This window comes from Ornithinibacillus liuyingii, from assembly GCF_055550225.1.
In genome coordinates this window covers 322,568-339,957 of the sequence record NZ_JBPWOS010000003.1, presented here as the reverse complement: position 1 = coordinate 339,957, position 17,390 = coordinate 322,568, and the positions used below count along the sequence as shown (strand labels likewise).

The following is a 17,390-nucleotide window of genomic DNA, read 5'->3' as shown; positions in this document are numbered from 1 at the left end:
TTTTTAACTATCTATAAGGTGTGTCAACTAACTAGTGTTTATAAAATATTGAGAATACGCGAGTATTTGGAAGAAAAATTAACTTTATTGAGGGAGGAGAAAGAAGAAAATGAAAAAGATCGTTAGCGTCCTGTTTTTTATTGGTTTGGTTATTGTATTAAGTGCATGTAATAGTGGAAATGCACAAGAGCCAGGTGATTATGATGTTATTGATATCGTTTGGTATCCAAATGAATCTGGTAATGATTTAAAAGCTGCTCGTGATGCTATTGGTGAGGCTATTGCTGATGCAACTGGAAAAGAAGTAAAACATCATCTAACAACAGATTACGCTATCGCAATTGAAACCATCGCTAATAATAATGCTGGTGTAGCATTTATGGGTGCTCAAGGATACATAGAATCAAAAGAGCGTAATGATGCAATTGAGGCCATTGTTGTGACCAGTGGTGCATCTGGTACTTTAGACGATGCAAAGTATCATAGCTGGTTAGCAGTAAATGTTGATGAGCAAGATGATTATAAAGTGAATGGTGAATTTTCATTAGATACAATTGAAGGTAAAAAATTCTCATTTGTATCCAATAGTTCTACTTCTGGATTTGTCGTACCAAGTAACACAATCATGGGACATTTTGATGATAAAGATTTAACAGCAGAAGATTTAATGGAGGGTGGACCATTTTTCTCACAAGTACTATTTGGGGGATCTCACCAAGGGTCAGCGGTAAACCTTTTAAATGGTAGTGCTGATGTGGCAGCTTTCTGTGATTCTTGTGTAGATAACTATGTGGAATTGGCTGAAGGTGAAGAAAATGAAATTGGATCAGTTTACCGTGTTAAGGATGATGCAGAAGAGCCATTTAATACCGTTACAGGTAAAGAGTTCGCTCTAATGAGTGTTACACCAGTATTGAATGCACCTTTTGCAGTTAATAAAGAAGTTCTGAATGAAGAAGATATCAATAAATTAATTGAGGCATTTACTTCTGATGAAATTGCAAATAATGAACAAATCTTTGTACCAAAGGATTCAGATATGTCTGGGTTATTCTCTAAAACAGAAAATGAAAGATTCTTAGAAGTAGAAGACGCTTGGTTCAATCCAATCCGTGAATTGTCTAAGTAAAACATTTATGTAAAGGCTAAAGCATGGAACATCTGAAAGTCTAAAAGAGCAATTAGATAACAAGAGCGATATACAAGTAAAGTGCAAGGATACATTAATACCAGGTCCTTTACTAGGAAGAATGTACGTATATCTCCAAATTGGGGGTATGCGTACTATCCTTTATGATTCAAGTTTTCTAAGATAAGCCGGTAGTACCAGCCTCTTATCACATTTTCACTCAATTACGCCAATATAAACTAGAATAAGGAGTGTTATGTATGGCATTGTTAGAATTAAAGGAATTAAATAAATCCTATAATTCAGAAGTTCAAGTTTTAAAGAATGTGGAGTTCACTGTTAATACAGGAGAATTTGTTTCGATTATTGGTCCTTCTGGAGCAGGTAAATCGACACTATTACGTTGTATCAATCGTATGGTTGACATTGAGCCAGGAAGTGTTTATTTCGATGGTCAAGATGTCGGAGCACAAAGTAAGAAGGAATTGCGTAAATTACGTACGAACATTGGAATGATTTTTCAGCATTATAACTTAGTTCCACGATTAACGGTAATTGAAAATGTGCTACATGGACGTTTCGGTTACAAGTCTACTTTACAAGGTATACTTGGTCGCTTTACTGAGCAAGAGAAGCAAAATGCATTTGACCTATTAGAGAAATTAGGTATTGCAGAACATGCTTATAAGCGTTGTGATCAATTAAGTGGTGGGCAGCAGCAACGAGTTGGTATTTGTCGTGCACTTATTCAAGAACCTAAGCTTATTCTTTGTGATGAGCCAATTGCCTCGTTGGATCCTAATTCTTCAAAAATCATTATGGATCATTTAAAGAAAATATCGGAAGATCTTGGTATTACTTGTATTGTTAATCTGCATCAGGTAGAAGTTGCTAAAGACTATGCAAGTCGGATCATTGGTCTGAAGCAAGGTGAAGTAGTATTTGACGGGCCAAGTCCTTTACTTTCTATAGACAAAATTGAACATATATATGGAATGGAATCAAAAGAATTAATCACCGTATAAGGGGAATAGCAATGGATGTAAAAATTTTACGTAAGAAAAAAATGCAGTTAACCTTAATGTTTATCATTATTATTGTCATCACCTATCTGTCCTCAAGTATAACAGATTTTAACTTTATAGAAAGCATCGCTACCATTCCTGCTGCTTTCACTTGGATTTTTTCCAATTTAATGATTACGCAAGATTCTTTTGAGAAGCTACCAAATATATTAGTTAAACTAAATGAGACGATTTTCATGTCTATTGCCGCAACGACAATTGCTGCATTCTTTTCCATATTCTTAGCTTTACTAGGATCTAAAACAACAAAAACAAATAATATATTCAGTATTATTGCGAGATTTGTTGCATCGTTATCTCGTAATATACCAGTTGTAGCATGGTCATTAATTCTCTTGATTTCATTTGGACAGAATTCATTGACTGGTTTTCTAGCATTATTTGTTGGAACTTTAGGATTTTTAACGAGAGCATTTATTGAATCTATTGATGAAACAAATCAGAGCTCTGTAGAAGCATTGACTGCTACTGGGGCAACCTATTTCCAAATCGTTAGTAAAGCCGTCCTACCGCAAAGCATTCCACAAATGCTTAGCTGGATATTGTTTATGATTGAGACGAATATACGTAGTGCTACACTAGTTGGAATACTTACTGGAACAGGGATTGGCTACCTGTTTGATTTATATTATAAGAATATGAACTATCCAGTAGTTGCCTTAATTACTGCTACTATTGTTATTTCAGTTATTGTAATTGAATTGATATCTAACCAAATACGGAAGGTGATCTTATAATGGAAGTAGGTTTGAAACCTTCTACTATAAAACGAACAAAAAGCGGAAAAATTGATATTAAATCCGGTAACAAGATTGATTTAGTTATCAAATGGACCATTTGGATACTGACTATATTAACTATTCTAGCATTTTTCTTTTTTAACTATATGGGTTTGCAGTTAGAAAGAGCCGTAACGGAAACCTTACATAATCTTAGGGTAATGTTTTTTGAACCTACATTAAATCATTTTAGTTGGGGAGAAGCTTTCTATCAAGTTGGCGTAACATTAGGCTTAGGAATATTAGCTACCATCTTAGGTGCAATTATTGCTTTCTTTTTAGCTTTAATGGCAGCGGAAAATCTATCCAAATCTTGGTTGTCTAAAACAGTGAGAATTTTTGTAGCGTTTATTCGTGCAGTACCAACTGTTCTTTGGGTGCTTATTTTTGCTATTGCAGCAGGACTTGGTAGTGAAGCAGCAGTTCTGGGGATGTTATTCCACTCTGTGGCGTATCTAGTAAAAGCATTCTCTGAAGCATTTGAAGAGGTGGATCCTGGTATTTTAGAAGCATTGAAAGCAACAGGATCTAATTGGTGGCATACAGTCGTGCACGGGATTATTCCGTCTACCTTTACCTATTTACTATCTTGGACATTTTTGCGTTTTGAGATTAATTTCTCCGTTGCAGTTGCCATGGGAGCTGCAGCTGGAGCAGGCGGTATAGGCTTTGAACTCTTCATGGCATCCGGCTTCTATTATGACCTTAGAGAAGTTGGTTTAATCACATATCTTATTCTAATCATTGCCATTATACTAGAATTTATCTCCACTCGCTTGAAGGACCGATATTTTCCTTCGACAGTGAAAAACTAAATAATCCTGTAGCCAAATACGAATTATAGAATCCTAAAACCTTTGGAGAAAATATTCCTTTTCTCCAAAGGTTTTTATAGTTAGTAGAATGAATAACAAGTGCAATGTCGTAGGTATAAAGTACTAGTTGTTTTGCGCAATGGAGATGAAATACACGAACATGCAAACTTAAAAACTAGTAAACGTAACTGGTATCTCTTAAAAGTGTTCATCGATAATTATGTATAGAATCTTCCAAAGAAAATGGTGGAAATACGTTTAATCTATACAAGTTACGGGTATAAAGTACTAGTTGTTATTTTAGGACTTATAATAATGTAAAACATTTCATGATTATATTGTCAAATTATTGAATTTTTGTAGAATTGGTGTAGAATAGGTAATAAGTAATAGTAATTAAATACCAGATGTGTTGAAAAGGCAAACTATTCGAAAGAGTAGGACGCAAAGCAAAGGGTCTAATGTTGAAAAACGATGATCGCCTGGCTACCAAAACAGTTTTTGGCTATTCACATATTTGAATAGCTTTTTCTTATGGTATGCAATGAATCATCTCAGTGAAGAAAGCTCCCAATATGTATACACTTATACAATATCAAAAACTACAATTGTCAAACCTTAATACAGGTATGATATTTCAAGTGGAGTGAAGGATATGGAAATCATCAACAATAGATATAGGTTAAAAGAACTTATTAAACAAGAGAAGCATGTCATGGTTTATTCAGCATATGATATGCGTAAAGAAAACAAAGTTATTCTGTTAAGCTTATTAAATAATGAATATTTACCAAAGCCTCTGATTGACTTTTATATCACTCGTTTTCTGGATATTAAACGTATAACGAGTAAAGCAATTATCCGAAATTATAGTTTTAATAAGGTCTTCTATATTGATAACAAACGACAGGTAGACCCGCAATACTTTTTTACTTCGGATTATATTCCGAGAACAGGAGATTTGTTCCAGTCAACAAAAAACATGACATTTGATGAGATTATGGAATGTTTTGTAGAGATATGCTCAGCAGTATACTCCCTCCATTTAAAGGGGTTTGTTTATGGTGCATTAAACCCCTATACTATTCGAGTGTTGAAGGGGGAGGGACACTCCCAAGTGTTACTAACGGATATTGCTACCATACATATGGAACAATTAACCCATGCAGAACGAATAGAAGACCCGGTATATCAATCACCAAAGGTCCTAGCGGGAGTGCCAGAAGATGCAGAAACAGATAGGTATGCTTTAGGTGTTATTCTACTCGCACTCATAACGAAAACGCCTACTATAGAAGAACCTAAAAAACAGTTCACCTCGCTGCTTGAGAAATCGAATGACACCCAAGTGAAACACGTTATTCCTGTTGTTAAAAAACTATTAAATACCGAAAATGACAATACTTATAGCAACCTTTATGAACTAATTGTAGATTTAAATGCTGTACTAGGTACGAACTACTCGATTATAAAAAAAGAAGAAATAAATGGATTAAATCTTTATACCAAGCTTGTTGGCAGAGGAAATGAGATTAGGACTATCATGAGAGCCTACGAAAAGATGATTTCCTATCAGCCTGGTAAACGAATCTTTTTCGTTCAGGGTGCCAATGGTGTTGGGAAAACTCGTTTTCTACGCGAAGCCACCTTTTTACTTGGGCTAAGTAAAGCAAGTGTTTATGCGAGCTATAGCTTGAATCATGCTTCCACAGATAGTAAGCAAATGTGGATTGATATTTTACGAAAATTAATCATGGAGACAGATAATAGCATAGTAGAGAAATATAATACCGAATTAATTAAGTATTTCCCAGAACTTATGGATCAGAATTATAACGATTCTCTTAACTATGCTAATGAACATCATACAAAATACCGCCTTCTAAATCGCATTGCGGGTTTTATCAATGAAAGTATTCAAAATCGGCCAACGGTAATGATTATCGATAATATTCATCTCGCAGATGAATTTACAATTGATACGTTTAACTATTTATGTACAGAAGTATTAGAGAATACGAATCTAACTTTAGTTTTTTCATGTGAGGATCGAGCGGTTTCTCCGAATTCAGTCGCTTCTGAATTTATCTATATGATGAAAAGGCGCCCTGATACAGAAACCATTCGTATGGAGCAATTAGATGAACAACAAACAGGAGAAATGATTCAAAGCATTCTATCCATTTCCTTTACACCTAAAAAACTCTCAAGCAGAATCTATAGTCAGTCCTACGGTAATCCATTATTTATAAAGGAAATTATGAAAGACTTGTATAGCCGTCGAATTCTATATGTAAGTGAAGAAACTGGAAGATGGCAAATTGATTTACCAGAGGAATCAGAGGACTATAATCTCTTAGATTTGCCAAATAATATTGAGCATGCACTAGTCAACCAATTGAAGGATCTTGATCCGGGAAAAATGAATATTCTAACAAGTATCTCCATATTTTCTAAGCCTATTGCCACACAAATAATAGAGAAGCTCTTACCAAACACACTGATGGTGGATGAACAATTAGAGGAATTGGTGAATAAGGGAATCTTGCAGCGGCTTATTGATGATAGCTCTTACTTATATGATTTTCGCAGCAAGATATTGAAGAACGTTGTGTACGATAGAATTTCCCAGCAAGAGAGGATATCGAAGCATCAGCTAGCAGCAACTAGCTTAGCAGAACAGAACGGAGTGGAATTGGAGAAGAACCTCGATGAAATTATTTTCCATTATTCAAATGCTAGAAATAAGGAGAAAGCAAGAATCTATTACCTTGAAAAAGCCAAGTTAATGAAGGGTAGATGGAATACGAAAGGGCAAATTGAAAATCTAAGAAAAGCGCTCGATATAACAGATAATCCTGTAGAACAAACAGCACTTTATCTTGAGATAGGGTCGTTATTAACTGACACAGGAGATACCAGATTAGCTTTTGAGTATTTGGAGAAGGCGGAGCGACTAGCACTGGAAGAAAACTATGTGGACCATTTAATGATGGCATACATACATCTAGCTAATGCGAATCACTCTACCTATCAGCTTTCCAAGGTAAGAGAGTATATCGAGAAGGTAGAACATATTTTAAGAAGCCATCCTAATGAAGCGGCGAGGTTAGAAGTGAAACGTCTTCAAGCTATCTTGCTTACCGAGGAGAATCAAATAGTAGAGGCAGCTGCTCTTTTTGAAGAATTAATTGCAGAGTGCGGTAACAAATTTTTGGAAATAAAGGGGAATGCATACCGAACATTAGGATTTATTTTTGTTCACTTAGGAAAAGCGGATGAGGCTTTAGAAGCCTATCATGAGTCATGTAAACTATCAGAAGAAGTCCAAAATGCGAGAGGTATGCTATTTTCGCTCAACAATATAGGTGCGCTTTATGCAGAGGTTTATGAAGACTATGGCAAAGCAATGGAATATCATTTAGAAGTTAAACAGCTGAGTGAGGAATATGGCATTTATACAAGTGAAGTATTTGCACTAATAAATATTGCAGAATCCTATCTCAATCAATTCGATTATAATACGGCATTTGAACACTTTAACCAAGGGTTAACGAAAGCAGAGCGCTATAATCTCGTTCTCGAGAGGTATATGCTATTAAATTACCTAACACAGGTGAGTTTAGAGCGAAATAATTTTGTGGATGCCTTAGAATACTTCAGTAAATTACAAGTGGACATACAGGATAATCCAAATAAGGGCTTTGATATTGGTGGATATTATCAAACTTGCGCGAAGCTGTATCAGGCTCTTGGTAATTATTTTGAAGCAGAACGTTATTACCAAAAAATAATAGCGTTCCATAGTGAACATGAAAATATGATGAAATACACTGCAACTGCACAAGTCCTCATCAATCAATTACGAGAGCCGGAACAAGACTTTGATGATTTTTTAGTGAAACAAATTGTAAAGGTTATTGACAAAATAACAAACAAGTCAATTAGCATTGAACGACTATGTGAAGCTATACAGCATCTTAGTAGGAAGGGGAAACACCACCAAGCGACGGAATTACTTTCCATGGTAGAAGTCTTAGTTAGTGAGGACACACCATATAGGTTAAAGGCTATATATGAGCATGCGAAGGGAATCGTTGCATTTAACTTAAATCGGTCAAGTTCCATCACTTATTTTGAAAGCAGCTTACATTTAGCGAAAATATCTAAAAGTAAGGAATTAACCGCTCGTATTCAGGCAGATATAGGCAATTATTACTTTAATTCAAAAGCGTATTATGAAGCAGCCGCTTATTATCTAGAAGCTTTTGAAACGATTAAGGAATTAATTCAGCAGCTTCCAGCTGAATATAAATTGGACTACATTAATGGTCGAAGTTTCTCAAGGGAATTTTATCGACTTGATGAAATAAAAAGGTGGATTCAATCCGAACAAGAGCAGATTCTAGATCAAGAGGCGTTGATTCATAAGGTCAGCTCCTTAGATGAATTGCAAGCTATTTTAAACACCGAGCAGATTGATTTCTTTATGGGAAATTATCGGTTTATGCGAAATATTAGTCGTAACTATATGGAAAAGTTATCTGATGGGATTTTTCAACCAGAGGATCTTTTGAAACAGTTAGATAGTGATGTATCGAAAAATCTAACCATGATAGTAAAATTTCTTTCTGGTCGATTCCTTGCGACAAACGGGTATATTCTTTCCGAGGAAAAGGGACAGCAGGTAACCGTTCTTTCTTCCCTAGATAAGGGCGTTAGTATACCAGAAAATCTTGCTATCTTTAATCGTGTTAGGTCCACGATGAAGCCTCTACTCCTATCAGATAGGTTGACGCAGGATAAGGTAGATCATCAATTTCTAGAAAATGATATAAAGGCTATTCTTTGCATCCCTATTATTAAGAAGGCAGAATCACGCCCAATAGTTGGGGAAAGTCATCAATTATTAGGTTATATTTATTTGGAAACAGACCGAATCGTGAATAACTTTAATCCGTCATGCCTAGAGAAGAGTATGGAATTGAGTAACTTCCTTGCGTTACTCTTGGAGAAACGCCAATTATTGATTACTGCTTCGATTGATCGATTAACAGGTGCATTGACAAGAAAGTATTTAGAAGATGCTTTACAAAACACCCTAGATTACACAAGGAAAAATGGCAATGAATTTAGCATTATTATGTTCGATTTGGATAAATTTAAAGGAGTTAATGATCGTTATGGGCACCAAATTGGCGACAAAGTTCTAAAGGAAGTTTCCCAGATTATCTTGGAAAATCTTGATCAGAACAGTTTATTGGGGAGATATGGTGGGGAGGAATTTATTATTATTCTTCCTTCAATCAATATAGAGGAAGCACAGGAAATTGCAGAAGCATTACGCTCTACTGTTCAAGGTCATAAGCTATTAGGTGATAAACAGGAAATAACCTTAAGTATGGGACTAGCCTCTTATCCTGAACATGGTCAAACCGTCCGTGAGCTTATTCTAAAGGCTGACCAAGCATTGTACATTGCTAAGGAAAATGGGCGAAACAACTCTCAAGTTTGGCAAAAGGATTTTGATGATAAAGTGAAGCCAGCGAATAAGCTTACTGGAATCATTTCTGGGGACGAAATTAGGGATGCGAGAAATGTACTAGCATTAGTTGAACTCATCCAATTAACCAATCTTCCTATACCAAGTGAGGAAAAAATCTATCAATTTCTTGGTAGAATAGTTGAAATTATGGAAGCACAATATGGATATATTCTACTCACAGAAGGGCATTCCATCATAAAGTCCTTTGGTAGGAAGTCCCAGGAAGAAGAATGGGTCACTGAATATACCTTTAATCAGCAGATTATTACGACGGTCCTAAAAGAGGAAAGTGGTATGTTTACCATTGATTGGGAAGCAACAGAGAAAATTAACCCCGTTAATGGGTTGCCTGATTGGGATTCTATACTAGCAATGCCAATAACGGCTGATGGAACGGTAAAGGGTGTTATGTATATGGCAGCACCTGCTAGGTTAAAAGAATTTGGAGCGGATGAGTTAAATGTCTTGAACGTGTATAGTGAATTAGTGGCAAATATTATATAATAAAATCAATAACATTTGAATTATCAAACTATAACGAATAGATTTGTCATGAGTAATGAACGAAAATCCTTAGTTAAGCTGGATATAGCAAACTATTCAAATGATAGGACTCAGGTGTTAAGGGAATACAAGTATAATCGCTCATGATAGCCTGACGGACAAATTTGTTGGTTTTATGCATGCATGAATTATTTTGGCTATTCGTTCTTCGAATAGCCTTTTTTTATCGTAATAGGCGAGTTCTTAAACGGTATTCCCATCAACTTAACGAATACGAGGTGAAGTCCATGGAAGTTATTAATAATCGGTATCGACTTGTTGAGCTTTTGGAGCAAAATAGAATCGTATCCATCTATTTAGCTATGGATTTATTCCATGAGAACCGCTATGTCCAATTAAATCTATTAATCTCGGAATATACACCCAGTTCGTTAATTCACTTTTTTGAGAAGCAATTTATAGCAATAAAGAATTTATCAAGTAAAAGAATAGCACGAAATGAACAATTCGGTGCGGTCACCTTTGTAGATAATAAGCCTTATACAGAAAAGGCGTTTTTTTATACGGTAGAATTTGATAGAAAGAATGAATCATACTTCTCGTTGATAAAGCAGTTTTCAATTGATGAGGTAATCGAACAATTCATCGAAATTTGTTCAGCAGTCCATTATGTACATACAAGTGGGTTTATTTATGGATCATTAAATTTGAAGGCAATTTACCCAATGAAACAAGGTAATCGTCTTTTACCCAAATTAAAAGACCTTGCTACCATTGAATTAGAAAAGTATTTTCATCATGATTTAGAGAATTCATATTTTAACTCACCCAAATTATTAGCTGGAATAGAGCCAAATATTGAGACAGATATGTATGCGTTAGGACTAATTCTATTAGCGATGATAACCAAACAAGCTTACATAGAAAATCCAAAGCAGGCGCTTCAATCACTCGAAGACAATCTAGGGCAATCATATCGTGCCCATGATCGACATAGGCTACGTAACCTATTACCTATTATCAAGAAAATGATAGGGACAGAAGAGGATTATCCCTATCTAACTATTCAAGACATGATAACGGAGCTTAGAGAAAGTCTAGATACCGATATTTCCATCATTGAGCAAGAGGCATTGGAAAAGCTTCATTTTCATACCCGTATCATCGGAAGAGATGAAGAACTATCATATGTTTTAAATAATGTCCAGAATATGATGAGCTATAAGCCCAGTAAACGTATTATCTTTGTTCAAGGAGAAAATGGTATTGGCAAGACCCGCTTCCTCCAAGAACTTCATTATTTACTAGAATTACGCAAAGTAACGGTATATGCAAGTTTTCACCTAGGTAGTACTGGGAGTAGTAAAAACCTATGGCTAGATATTCTGCAAAAGCTAATCAGTCAAACAGACTATTCTATTTTACGTAAATATCATGCAGAACTAGTAAAGTACTTTCCGGAATTAGAAAAAGGTGGAGCACCAACCTCATTAGACTATTTAACAGATGATAATAGCGAATATCGGCTGTTAAATCGTATCGGTGCATTTATTAATGATAGCTTACAAGGGAGACCAGCGGTATTCTTAATAGACGACCTTCATCTAGCGGATAGGTTCACATTAAATTTATTACATTACTTGAGCATGAACAATAGTCATCAAAATAATTTGATGTTTATTGTATCAGGTGAACTAAGAGAGGATGGAGAGAAGGATTTTCTAGAAAACTATCATTTAATGAAAAAGCGTTTAGACACCAGTATCATCCGATTAGATCTGTTAACAGAAGATCAAGTAGCAGAAATGATCAGGCAAATTCTGTCCTTATCTTATAAACCACTAAGGCTAACCGAGAAGATATATGCCCGTTCTTTTGGAAACCCATTATTTATACAGGAAATTATGAAGGATCTATATAGTCGAAGGCTTCTTCAGGTTAATAAGGATAATGGTATGTGGAGTGTTTTGCTAGATTATAATGCATTGGAAATTCCGGAAAGTATTGAACAAGTGCTAGTAAACCAATTACGGGACTTAGAAAAAATCGCATTACAAATACTGGAGACCATTGCTATCTATAATAAGCCGGTTTCTAAAAACATAATGAGTGAGTATCTCGAGTTAGACGAAGTATTAATTCATTCTACTGTAGATTATTTAGTTCAAAAAGGAATTATTCATCAATTAGTATCGGATTATGGTTTTCTTTTTGATATTTATAATAAGGTATTGAAGCGGATTGTGTATGAAGCTATTGATGCTAAGACAAAGATTACCATGCATGCACATGCAGCAGCTTTAATGGAAAAAGCCTCGGATACTAAAATCGAGGAGCTGATTCATCAGTATGAAGGTGCTCACAATTGGGAGAAGTGTCTGGTTTATTATATGGATATTGCTAAGCAACTCCATGTTCAGCATGAAATTAGAAAGGAAGTTCAATATCTTCAAAAAGCGGAGAGGTTAATGGTAAATCCATATGAAAAAACAGAAATTCTGGTGAAAATAGGTGGGCTATGCATTGAAATCAATCAAACAGAACAGGCATTAAAAACCTATAAGTATGCATTGGAAATTGCTGAGAATCATGATTTGCAAGATTTAATTTTAAAAGTACATTTAGAGTTAGGAAATCTATTTGCAACATCCTATAAAGTGGACAATCTGAAGCACTATTTACAAAAAATAGATGAAAACTTCCCTATAATATTGGATAGAGAATCGAGGCTTGAATACAAGAGACTGCAAGCATTACTATTGAACATAAAAAACCAATTAGATGAAGCAGATATCATTTTAAAGGAAATTATTGCGGAAAGCGGGGATGATTTTCCTAGAATAACTGGAAGAACCTACTTATTATTAGGATTCTCTAGTGTGCAGAATAATCGTTACGATGAGGCAATACGCTACTTTAAAAAGGCGATGAAGCTTCTAGAGCATGCAGGATATTTGAAAGGATATTTGGGAGCGATTAACAATATTGGTATTATCTCTCAATCATTTCGAAATGAATTCGATGAGGCAATAAATTATTTTGAAAAGGTAAGGGATATTAGTGAAAAGTATGGTATTTTTGAGACAGAAATTCAAGCATTAAATAGTATAGGTAGAATTCATGCTACTGCATATCACTTTTCTGAAGCATATGATCATTTTAAATACGCGCTTGAAAAAGTACAAGCGGGTCGAGCAAGTTGGCTTTTAAGCCCTCTCTATAATCAACTATGCTTTACATCTGCAGAAATGGCAGAATATAAGCGAGCATTTAAATATTATCACATTATAGAAGCGTTACATAAGGAAGATAACTCTCGTGAATTAGATATATTTGAATACTATAATACGAGCATGAATCTATTTTACTTTATCGGTGACTTCGAGCGTGCCGATGAATTTGGAAAATTGGTCGTGGAGTTTAATAAAGGCCGTGACAATATGTATTCTGATAGTGCCATCACATATCAGAAGCTTCATCTTTTAAGGAATGCTCCACCAGAGCAACTAAAGAAGATTATTTTTAATTTGTTAGAGTTAGTGGAAAAGATACCTCATAATACGTTTAATATAAAAGTAATAACAACAGCATTGGTTGTGTTAAGTGAACGTGGTTATTATTCTTTAACCAGTAACCTGTGTAAAAAGCTGGGGGAATTGTTTACAGATAAAACACCGGATGCTTTAAAAGCAAGATATTTTTACTTTCTTGGAACAAAGGATAGTTCTAAGAAATCAATTTATTATTTAAAGCAGGGGTTGAAACTAGCTAAACGGGGTGAAAATAGGGAGTTAATAGCTAGAATCTTGATGGTATTGGGAGAGTATGCTTTTAAGGCTGAGAAATGGTATTGTGCTGCAAATTATTATTTAGATAGTACCGAATTAGTGAAATCATTAGTGGAAGGTGTGCCGAAGCAATACCAGCTAACTTATGTGAATAATAATCATTATGCTAAAGGGTTTATAGGTCTAGAACGAACTTACAATTGGATATCCGAAGAGCAACATATATTAACTTATAAAGAAAAGGGTAAGCAAGATCAACTATCTCAAGAGGATTTAAATCGATTTCTAGCAAAAGATTATGTTAGCGCATTTTTGGAACATCAGGACTTTATGGAATACATTCGCGAACAGCACATGAAGAAATATTCAAAGGAAATTCGTACAGCCCAGGATATTCTACCAAAGGTCGGCCCTAATACAATAAAGAATATTAATATGCTATTACATTATCTCACAGGGATAACACTTGCTTCGAGGGGAATCATTATTACGGAGAATCAAAAGGAAGAATTAGCAGTTCTAAGCACAACAGATGGGAATCGTGAATTACCACAAAATCGCTATATGATTAATCTCGTTCATGATACAAGAGAGGCTGTTATTTTAGGTGCTAAGGAACAAAAGTTGGAACCCAAAGGATTACAGAGTATCATGTGCATTCCAATCAATCAGAATCACGGTATTTCTAAGCCGTCTATTCTAGGTTATATCTATTTAGAAACAGATTTGCTTGTGAATAATTTTAATGAAGCAGGAGTAGAAAAATGTAAAGAAGTGATGGGCTTTTTAGCTACAATACTAGAACAGCACCAGTTAAAGCTTTCGGCAAGCATTGATAAACTGACAGGCACGTTGACTAGAAAATACTTAGACGATGCTCTATTAGAGGCAATAGATGACAGGGGAACCTTTCAGTATCGTCATGTTCGATCTCGATAGATTTAAGCAGGTAAATGATCGATATGGCCATCAAATCGGGGATGAAGTATTACGAACCGTATCTCATATCGTTATGGATATGCTCGATGAATCTTATACTCTAGGTCGTTATGGTGGGGAAGAATTCATTATTATATTACCAAACATTAAAACGGAAGAAGCAGTAGTATTTGCAGATAAAGTTCGTGAGGAAATTGCGGCACAACAGTTATTAGGGGATAAGTTTGATATAACCGTAAGTATTGGAATAGCGACATATCCGCTTCATGGTCAGCGGGTGAAAGAGTTAATTGAAAAAGCAGATCAAGCTTTGTATGGTGCAAAGGAAAAAGGACGGAATTATACACAAGTTTGGTATAAGGATTTTCTCACTACATCCAAGCAGCAAAATAAACTAGCAGGCATTCTTACAGGAGATGATATTAAGGATTCCAGAAATGTCTTAGCTATGGTAGAGCTCATCCAGCTCCCTATTAAAAACCTATCTTCTGAGGAGAAAATCTATCAATTTTTAGGAAGAATAGTCGAAATCTCGGAGGCACAGGTGGGCTATATTTTATTGTATACGCCAAATGGGGAAAAGGTATATGGAAGGAGAGCACAGGAAGAGGGTTGGTTAGAGCAAGTGTCGATAGAATCAGATATATTGCATTCGGTTTTATTGGAGGAACGTGGACTATATACGATTACTTGGGATGTGAAGGATAAGCATAATAAGATTAGTGGTTTACCAGATTGGGATTCAATTTTAGCTGTTCCGATTATGGTTAATGGAAGTGTACGCGGTGCTATCTATCTTACAGCGCCGAGTAGGTTTAAGGAATTTGGAGCAGATGATTTAAATATGGTAAGTGTCTATAGTAGTTTGCTAGCTGGTATGATTTAGAACAGCAAACTAAAGTGAAGAATTGCAAGCAATAGAAAATCCGAACTACTACTGAAAAATTAGTAATCAGAATTCGTAGTAGCTCGGATTATCTATTTTTAGTATAAGAAAGTATCCAATCAAAGTAGGTGCCCTTCCCTTCCCTTTTCTTAAACGGTAAAGTATAGAAAACCTTTTCGCCAGTATAAGAAAAGCGTAAAAAAGGGTTATCTCTGTTACCAAAATGAGGAAAGAAAGCAGAAAAAGGTAAAAGAGAGCCTGTCTCTGTGCCCCAAATGAGGAAGGAGAGGGAAAAAAGGTAAAAGAGATCATTTCTCTGTTACCCAAAAGAGAAAGAGAAGCGGAAAAAGGTAACGGAGAGTCTGCCTCTGTGCCCCAAATGAGGAAGGAAAGCAGAAAAAGGTAACGGAGAGTCTGTCTCTGGCCCAAAATGAGGAAGGAGAGCGAAAAAAGGTAAAGAGATCAATTCTCTGTTACGCAAAAGAGAAAGAAAAGTACAAAAAGGGAACGGTCTCCCCATCCGTTCCCTTACAAGTAACAAATTCATTTTTATGAGCTATTCTCAGAAATATCTTTTAGTCTATAATATCTGCTCTACTATATATCCTTTTTCTTCTAGGAGAGAGCGGATATGGGGTTCTTGAAGTAGATGTAAGGTACCTACTATGACGAAGTATGTGTCACCGCTATCTTCCTCAAGGAAAGTTGCAATTTTGTCTGCCATTTTATAGTTTCGGTTATCATTAAGTGCTTCCATGTAGGCTTGCTCTTCTGCACTTGTTTCTTGTTCTACCGTTAAGTAGTCTAGCAGTTTGTCACCATCTCCTTCCTTATATAGGGTCAGCAACTCTAGCATTTGTTCATTTAATTCCTCTATTTCGATCAAGGATTCCTCTAGCATTTGGACTTGGAATTCCTCAGATAAATTAGCGAATATGGATAATTGATCTTCCGCAGTCTCAAGGGCAACGATTTCCTTCTGATCCTGTTCTGCGCGATTTAGAAAATATAAGTCGACGCCATCTGTGAAATTAAGCTCTTCCATTATTAAATTCTGTATCAGATTCGATTGAAACCATGGTTTGAATTGGTCAAACATGTCAATGGAATATCCTAGTTCTGTATACACACGGTCAAGTTCCTTATATAAATCCGTAGATAGATGGTCTTGAATGCTTGAGCCATCTTCATATTGGGCATATTCCATATAGATGGCTTGCATTTCAAACATACTGATGTTATTAAGGTCAACTTCTGGAACAATTACATCTGCTTTCGCATAGGCTTCTTCGATTTTACGATTTAAAGGAAAAAAGTCTTCTGTTACAGTGTGGATCGTCCCTTGTAAGTAAACCGTAGTATCACCATGTTCAACCTTCCAAAGATATCCCCCTGGACCGTCTGGTTCACCTCGTACTTCCACTTCTACTTTTGTAATGACCGTTATATTTTTATCCTGAAGACTTTTTACATCCGCATCATCATACGGGTTTCCTCCAATAGATACTTCTTCTAAACTAGCCATTTCCATAAGTGGCGATAAATCCTCAATATTATTGTTTTGTAAATTAAGCTTCGTAACGGAATCTAAATTCTCTATTCCTTCTAAGGATTTAATTCGCTCGTTCGATACGTCTAAGTCGGTAATGGATTGTATATCTTCTTGTAAAATGTCTCCAGAATCTTTATTGATTTCAGCACGGATAACTTTCTCAAGCTGATAGTCTTCAAAATAAATTCCATCCGCTTGATTACTCTGACAGGCAGTTAAGCCAATGATTAGCACCATCATAAAAACGCGTAGCAAATTCTTCAAAAAATCTCCCCCAATGTTGTACAGCAATTAGCAGTATTTTCCACCACTATATCAAATTGCCATAAAGTAGAGCAACCACCATCTCGCAGGATGAGGATCAAAAG

8 protein-coding genes and 1 riboswitch are annotated in these 17,390 nt (G+C 35.6%); of the genes, 7 read left to right on the top strand and 1 reads right to left on the bottom strand.

What is annotated here, in order from left to right; all coding sequences use genetic code 11:
* Positions 1–109 precede the first annotated feature (109 nt).
* The 7 genes from ACSKT4_RS06170 to ACSKT4_RS06140 all read left to right on the top strand — a co-directional run bounded on the left by ACSKT4_RS06170 (position 110) and on the right by ACSKT4_RS06140 (position 15,470).
* Entirely contained in the window at positions 110–1,129 is a 1,020-nt protein-coding gene (locus ACSKT4_RS06170; RefSeq protein ID WP_186870494.1) for a PhnD/SsuA/transferrin family substrate-binding protein, read from the top strand.
* Positions 1,130–1,389: 260 nt separating this feature from the next.
* Positions 1,390–2,154, top strand: coding sequence for a phosphonate ABC transporter ATP-binding protein (gene phnC, locus ACSKT4_RS06165; RefSeq protein WP_186870493.1), 765 nt, complete (start codon positions 1,390–1,392; stop codon positions 2,152–2,154).
* Positions 2,155–2,165: 11 nt separating this feature from the next.
* Positions 2,166–2,951, top strand: coding sequence for a phosphonate ABC transporter, permease protein PhnE (gene phnE / locus ACSKT4_RS06160; RefSeq protein WP_186870492.1), 786 nt, complete (start codon positions 2,166–2,168; stop codon positions 2,949–2,951).
* Complete coding sequence (gene phnE, locus ACSKT4_RS06155) at positions 2,951–3,808, top strand: phosphonate ABC transporter, permease protein PhnE (protein WP_186870491.1); 858 nt, start codon at positions 2,951–2,953, stop codon at positions 3,806–3,808. Before phnE (ACSKT4_RS06160) ends, phnE (ACSKT4_RS06155) begins: the two co-directional genes overlap by 1 nt.
* Before the next feature lie 409 nt (positions 3,809–4,217).
* Positions 4,218–4,302: riboswitch (cyclic di-GMP riboswitch) on the top strand.
* A 161-nt stretch (positions 4,303–4,463) separates the two neighbouring features.
* Positions 4,464–9,857, top strand: coding sequence for a diguanylate cyclase (locus ACSKT4_RS06150; protein WP_186870490.1), 5,394 nt, complete (start codon positions 4,464–4,466; stop codon positions 9,855–9,857).
* Positions 9,858–10,144: 287 nt separating this feature from the next.
* Positions 10,145–14,584: an AAA family ATPase gene (locus ACSKT4_RS06145; protein ID WP_465823025.1), complete on the top strand. Its 4,440-nt coding sequence runs from the start codon at positions 10,145–10,147 to the stop codon at positions 14,582–14,584.
* Positions 14,541–15,470, top strand: coding sequence for a diguanylate cyclase (locus ACSKT4_RS06140; protein WP_186870487.1), 930 nt, complete (start codon positions 14,541–14,543; stop codon positions 15,468–15,470). Before ACSKT4_RS06145 ends, ACSKT4_RS06140 begins: the two co-directional genes overlap by 44 nt.
* Positions 15,471–16,050: 580 nt before the next feature.
* Here ACSKT4_RS06140 and ACSKT4_RS06135 read toward each other — a convergent pair.
* Positions 16,051–17,286: a TraB/GumN family protein gene (locus tag ACSKT4_RS06135; protein ID WP_186870486.1), complete on the bottom strand. Its 1,236-nt coding sequence runs from the start codon at positions 17,284–17,286 to the stop codon at positions 16,051–16,053.
* Positions 17,287–17,390 lie beyond the last annotated feature (104 nt).

Bases quoted from the DNA above. Each gene is read 5' to 3' on its own strand.
- ACSKT4_RS06170 (WP_186870494.1), top strand. From the start codon at position 110: ATGAAAAAGATCGTTAGCGTCCTGTTTTTTATTGGTTTGGTTATTGTA.
- phnC (WP_186870493.1), top strand. From the start codon at position 1,390: ATGGCATTGTTAGAATTAAAGGAATTAAATAAATCCTATAATTCAGAA.
- phnE (WP_186870492.1), top strand. From the start codon at position 2,166: ATGGATGTAAAAATTTTACGTAAGAAAAAAATGCAGTTAACCTTAATG.
- phnE (WP_186870491.1), top strand. From the start codon at position 2,951: ATGGAAGTAGGTTTGAAACCTTCTACTATAAAACGAACAAAAAGCGGA.
- ACSKT4_RS06150 (WP_186870490.1), top strand. From the start codon at position 4,464: ATGGAAATCATCAACAATAGATATAGGTTAAAAGAACTTATTAAACAA.
- ACSKT4_RS06145 (WP_465823025.1), top strand. From the start codon at position 10,145: ATGGAAGTTATTAATAATCGGTATCGACTTGTTGAGCTTTTGGAGCAA.
- ACSKT4_RS06140 (WP_186870487.1), top strand. From the start codon at position 14,541: ATGACAGGGGAACCTTTCAGTATCGTCATGTTCGATCTCGATAGATTT.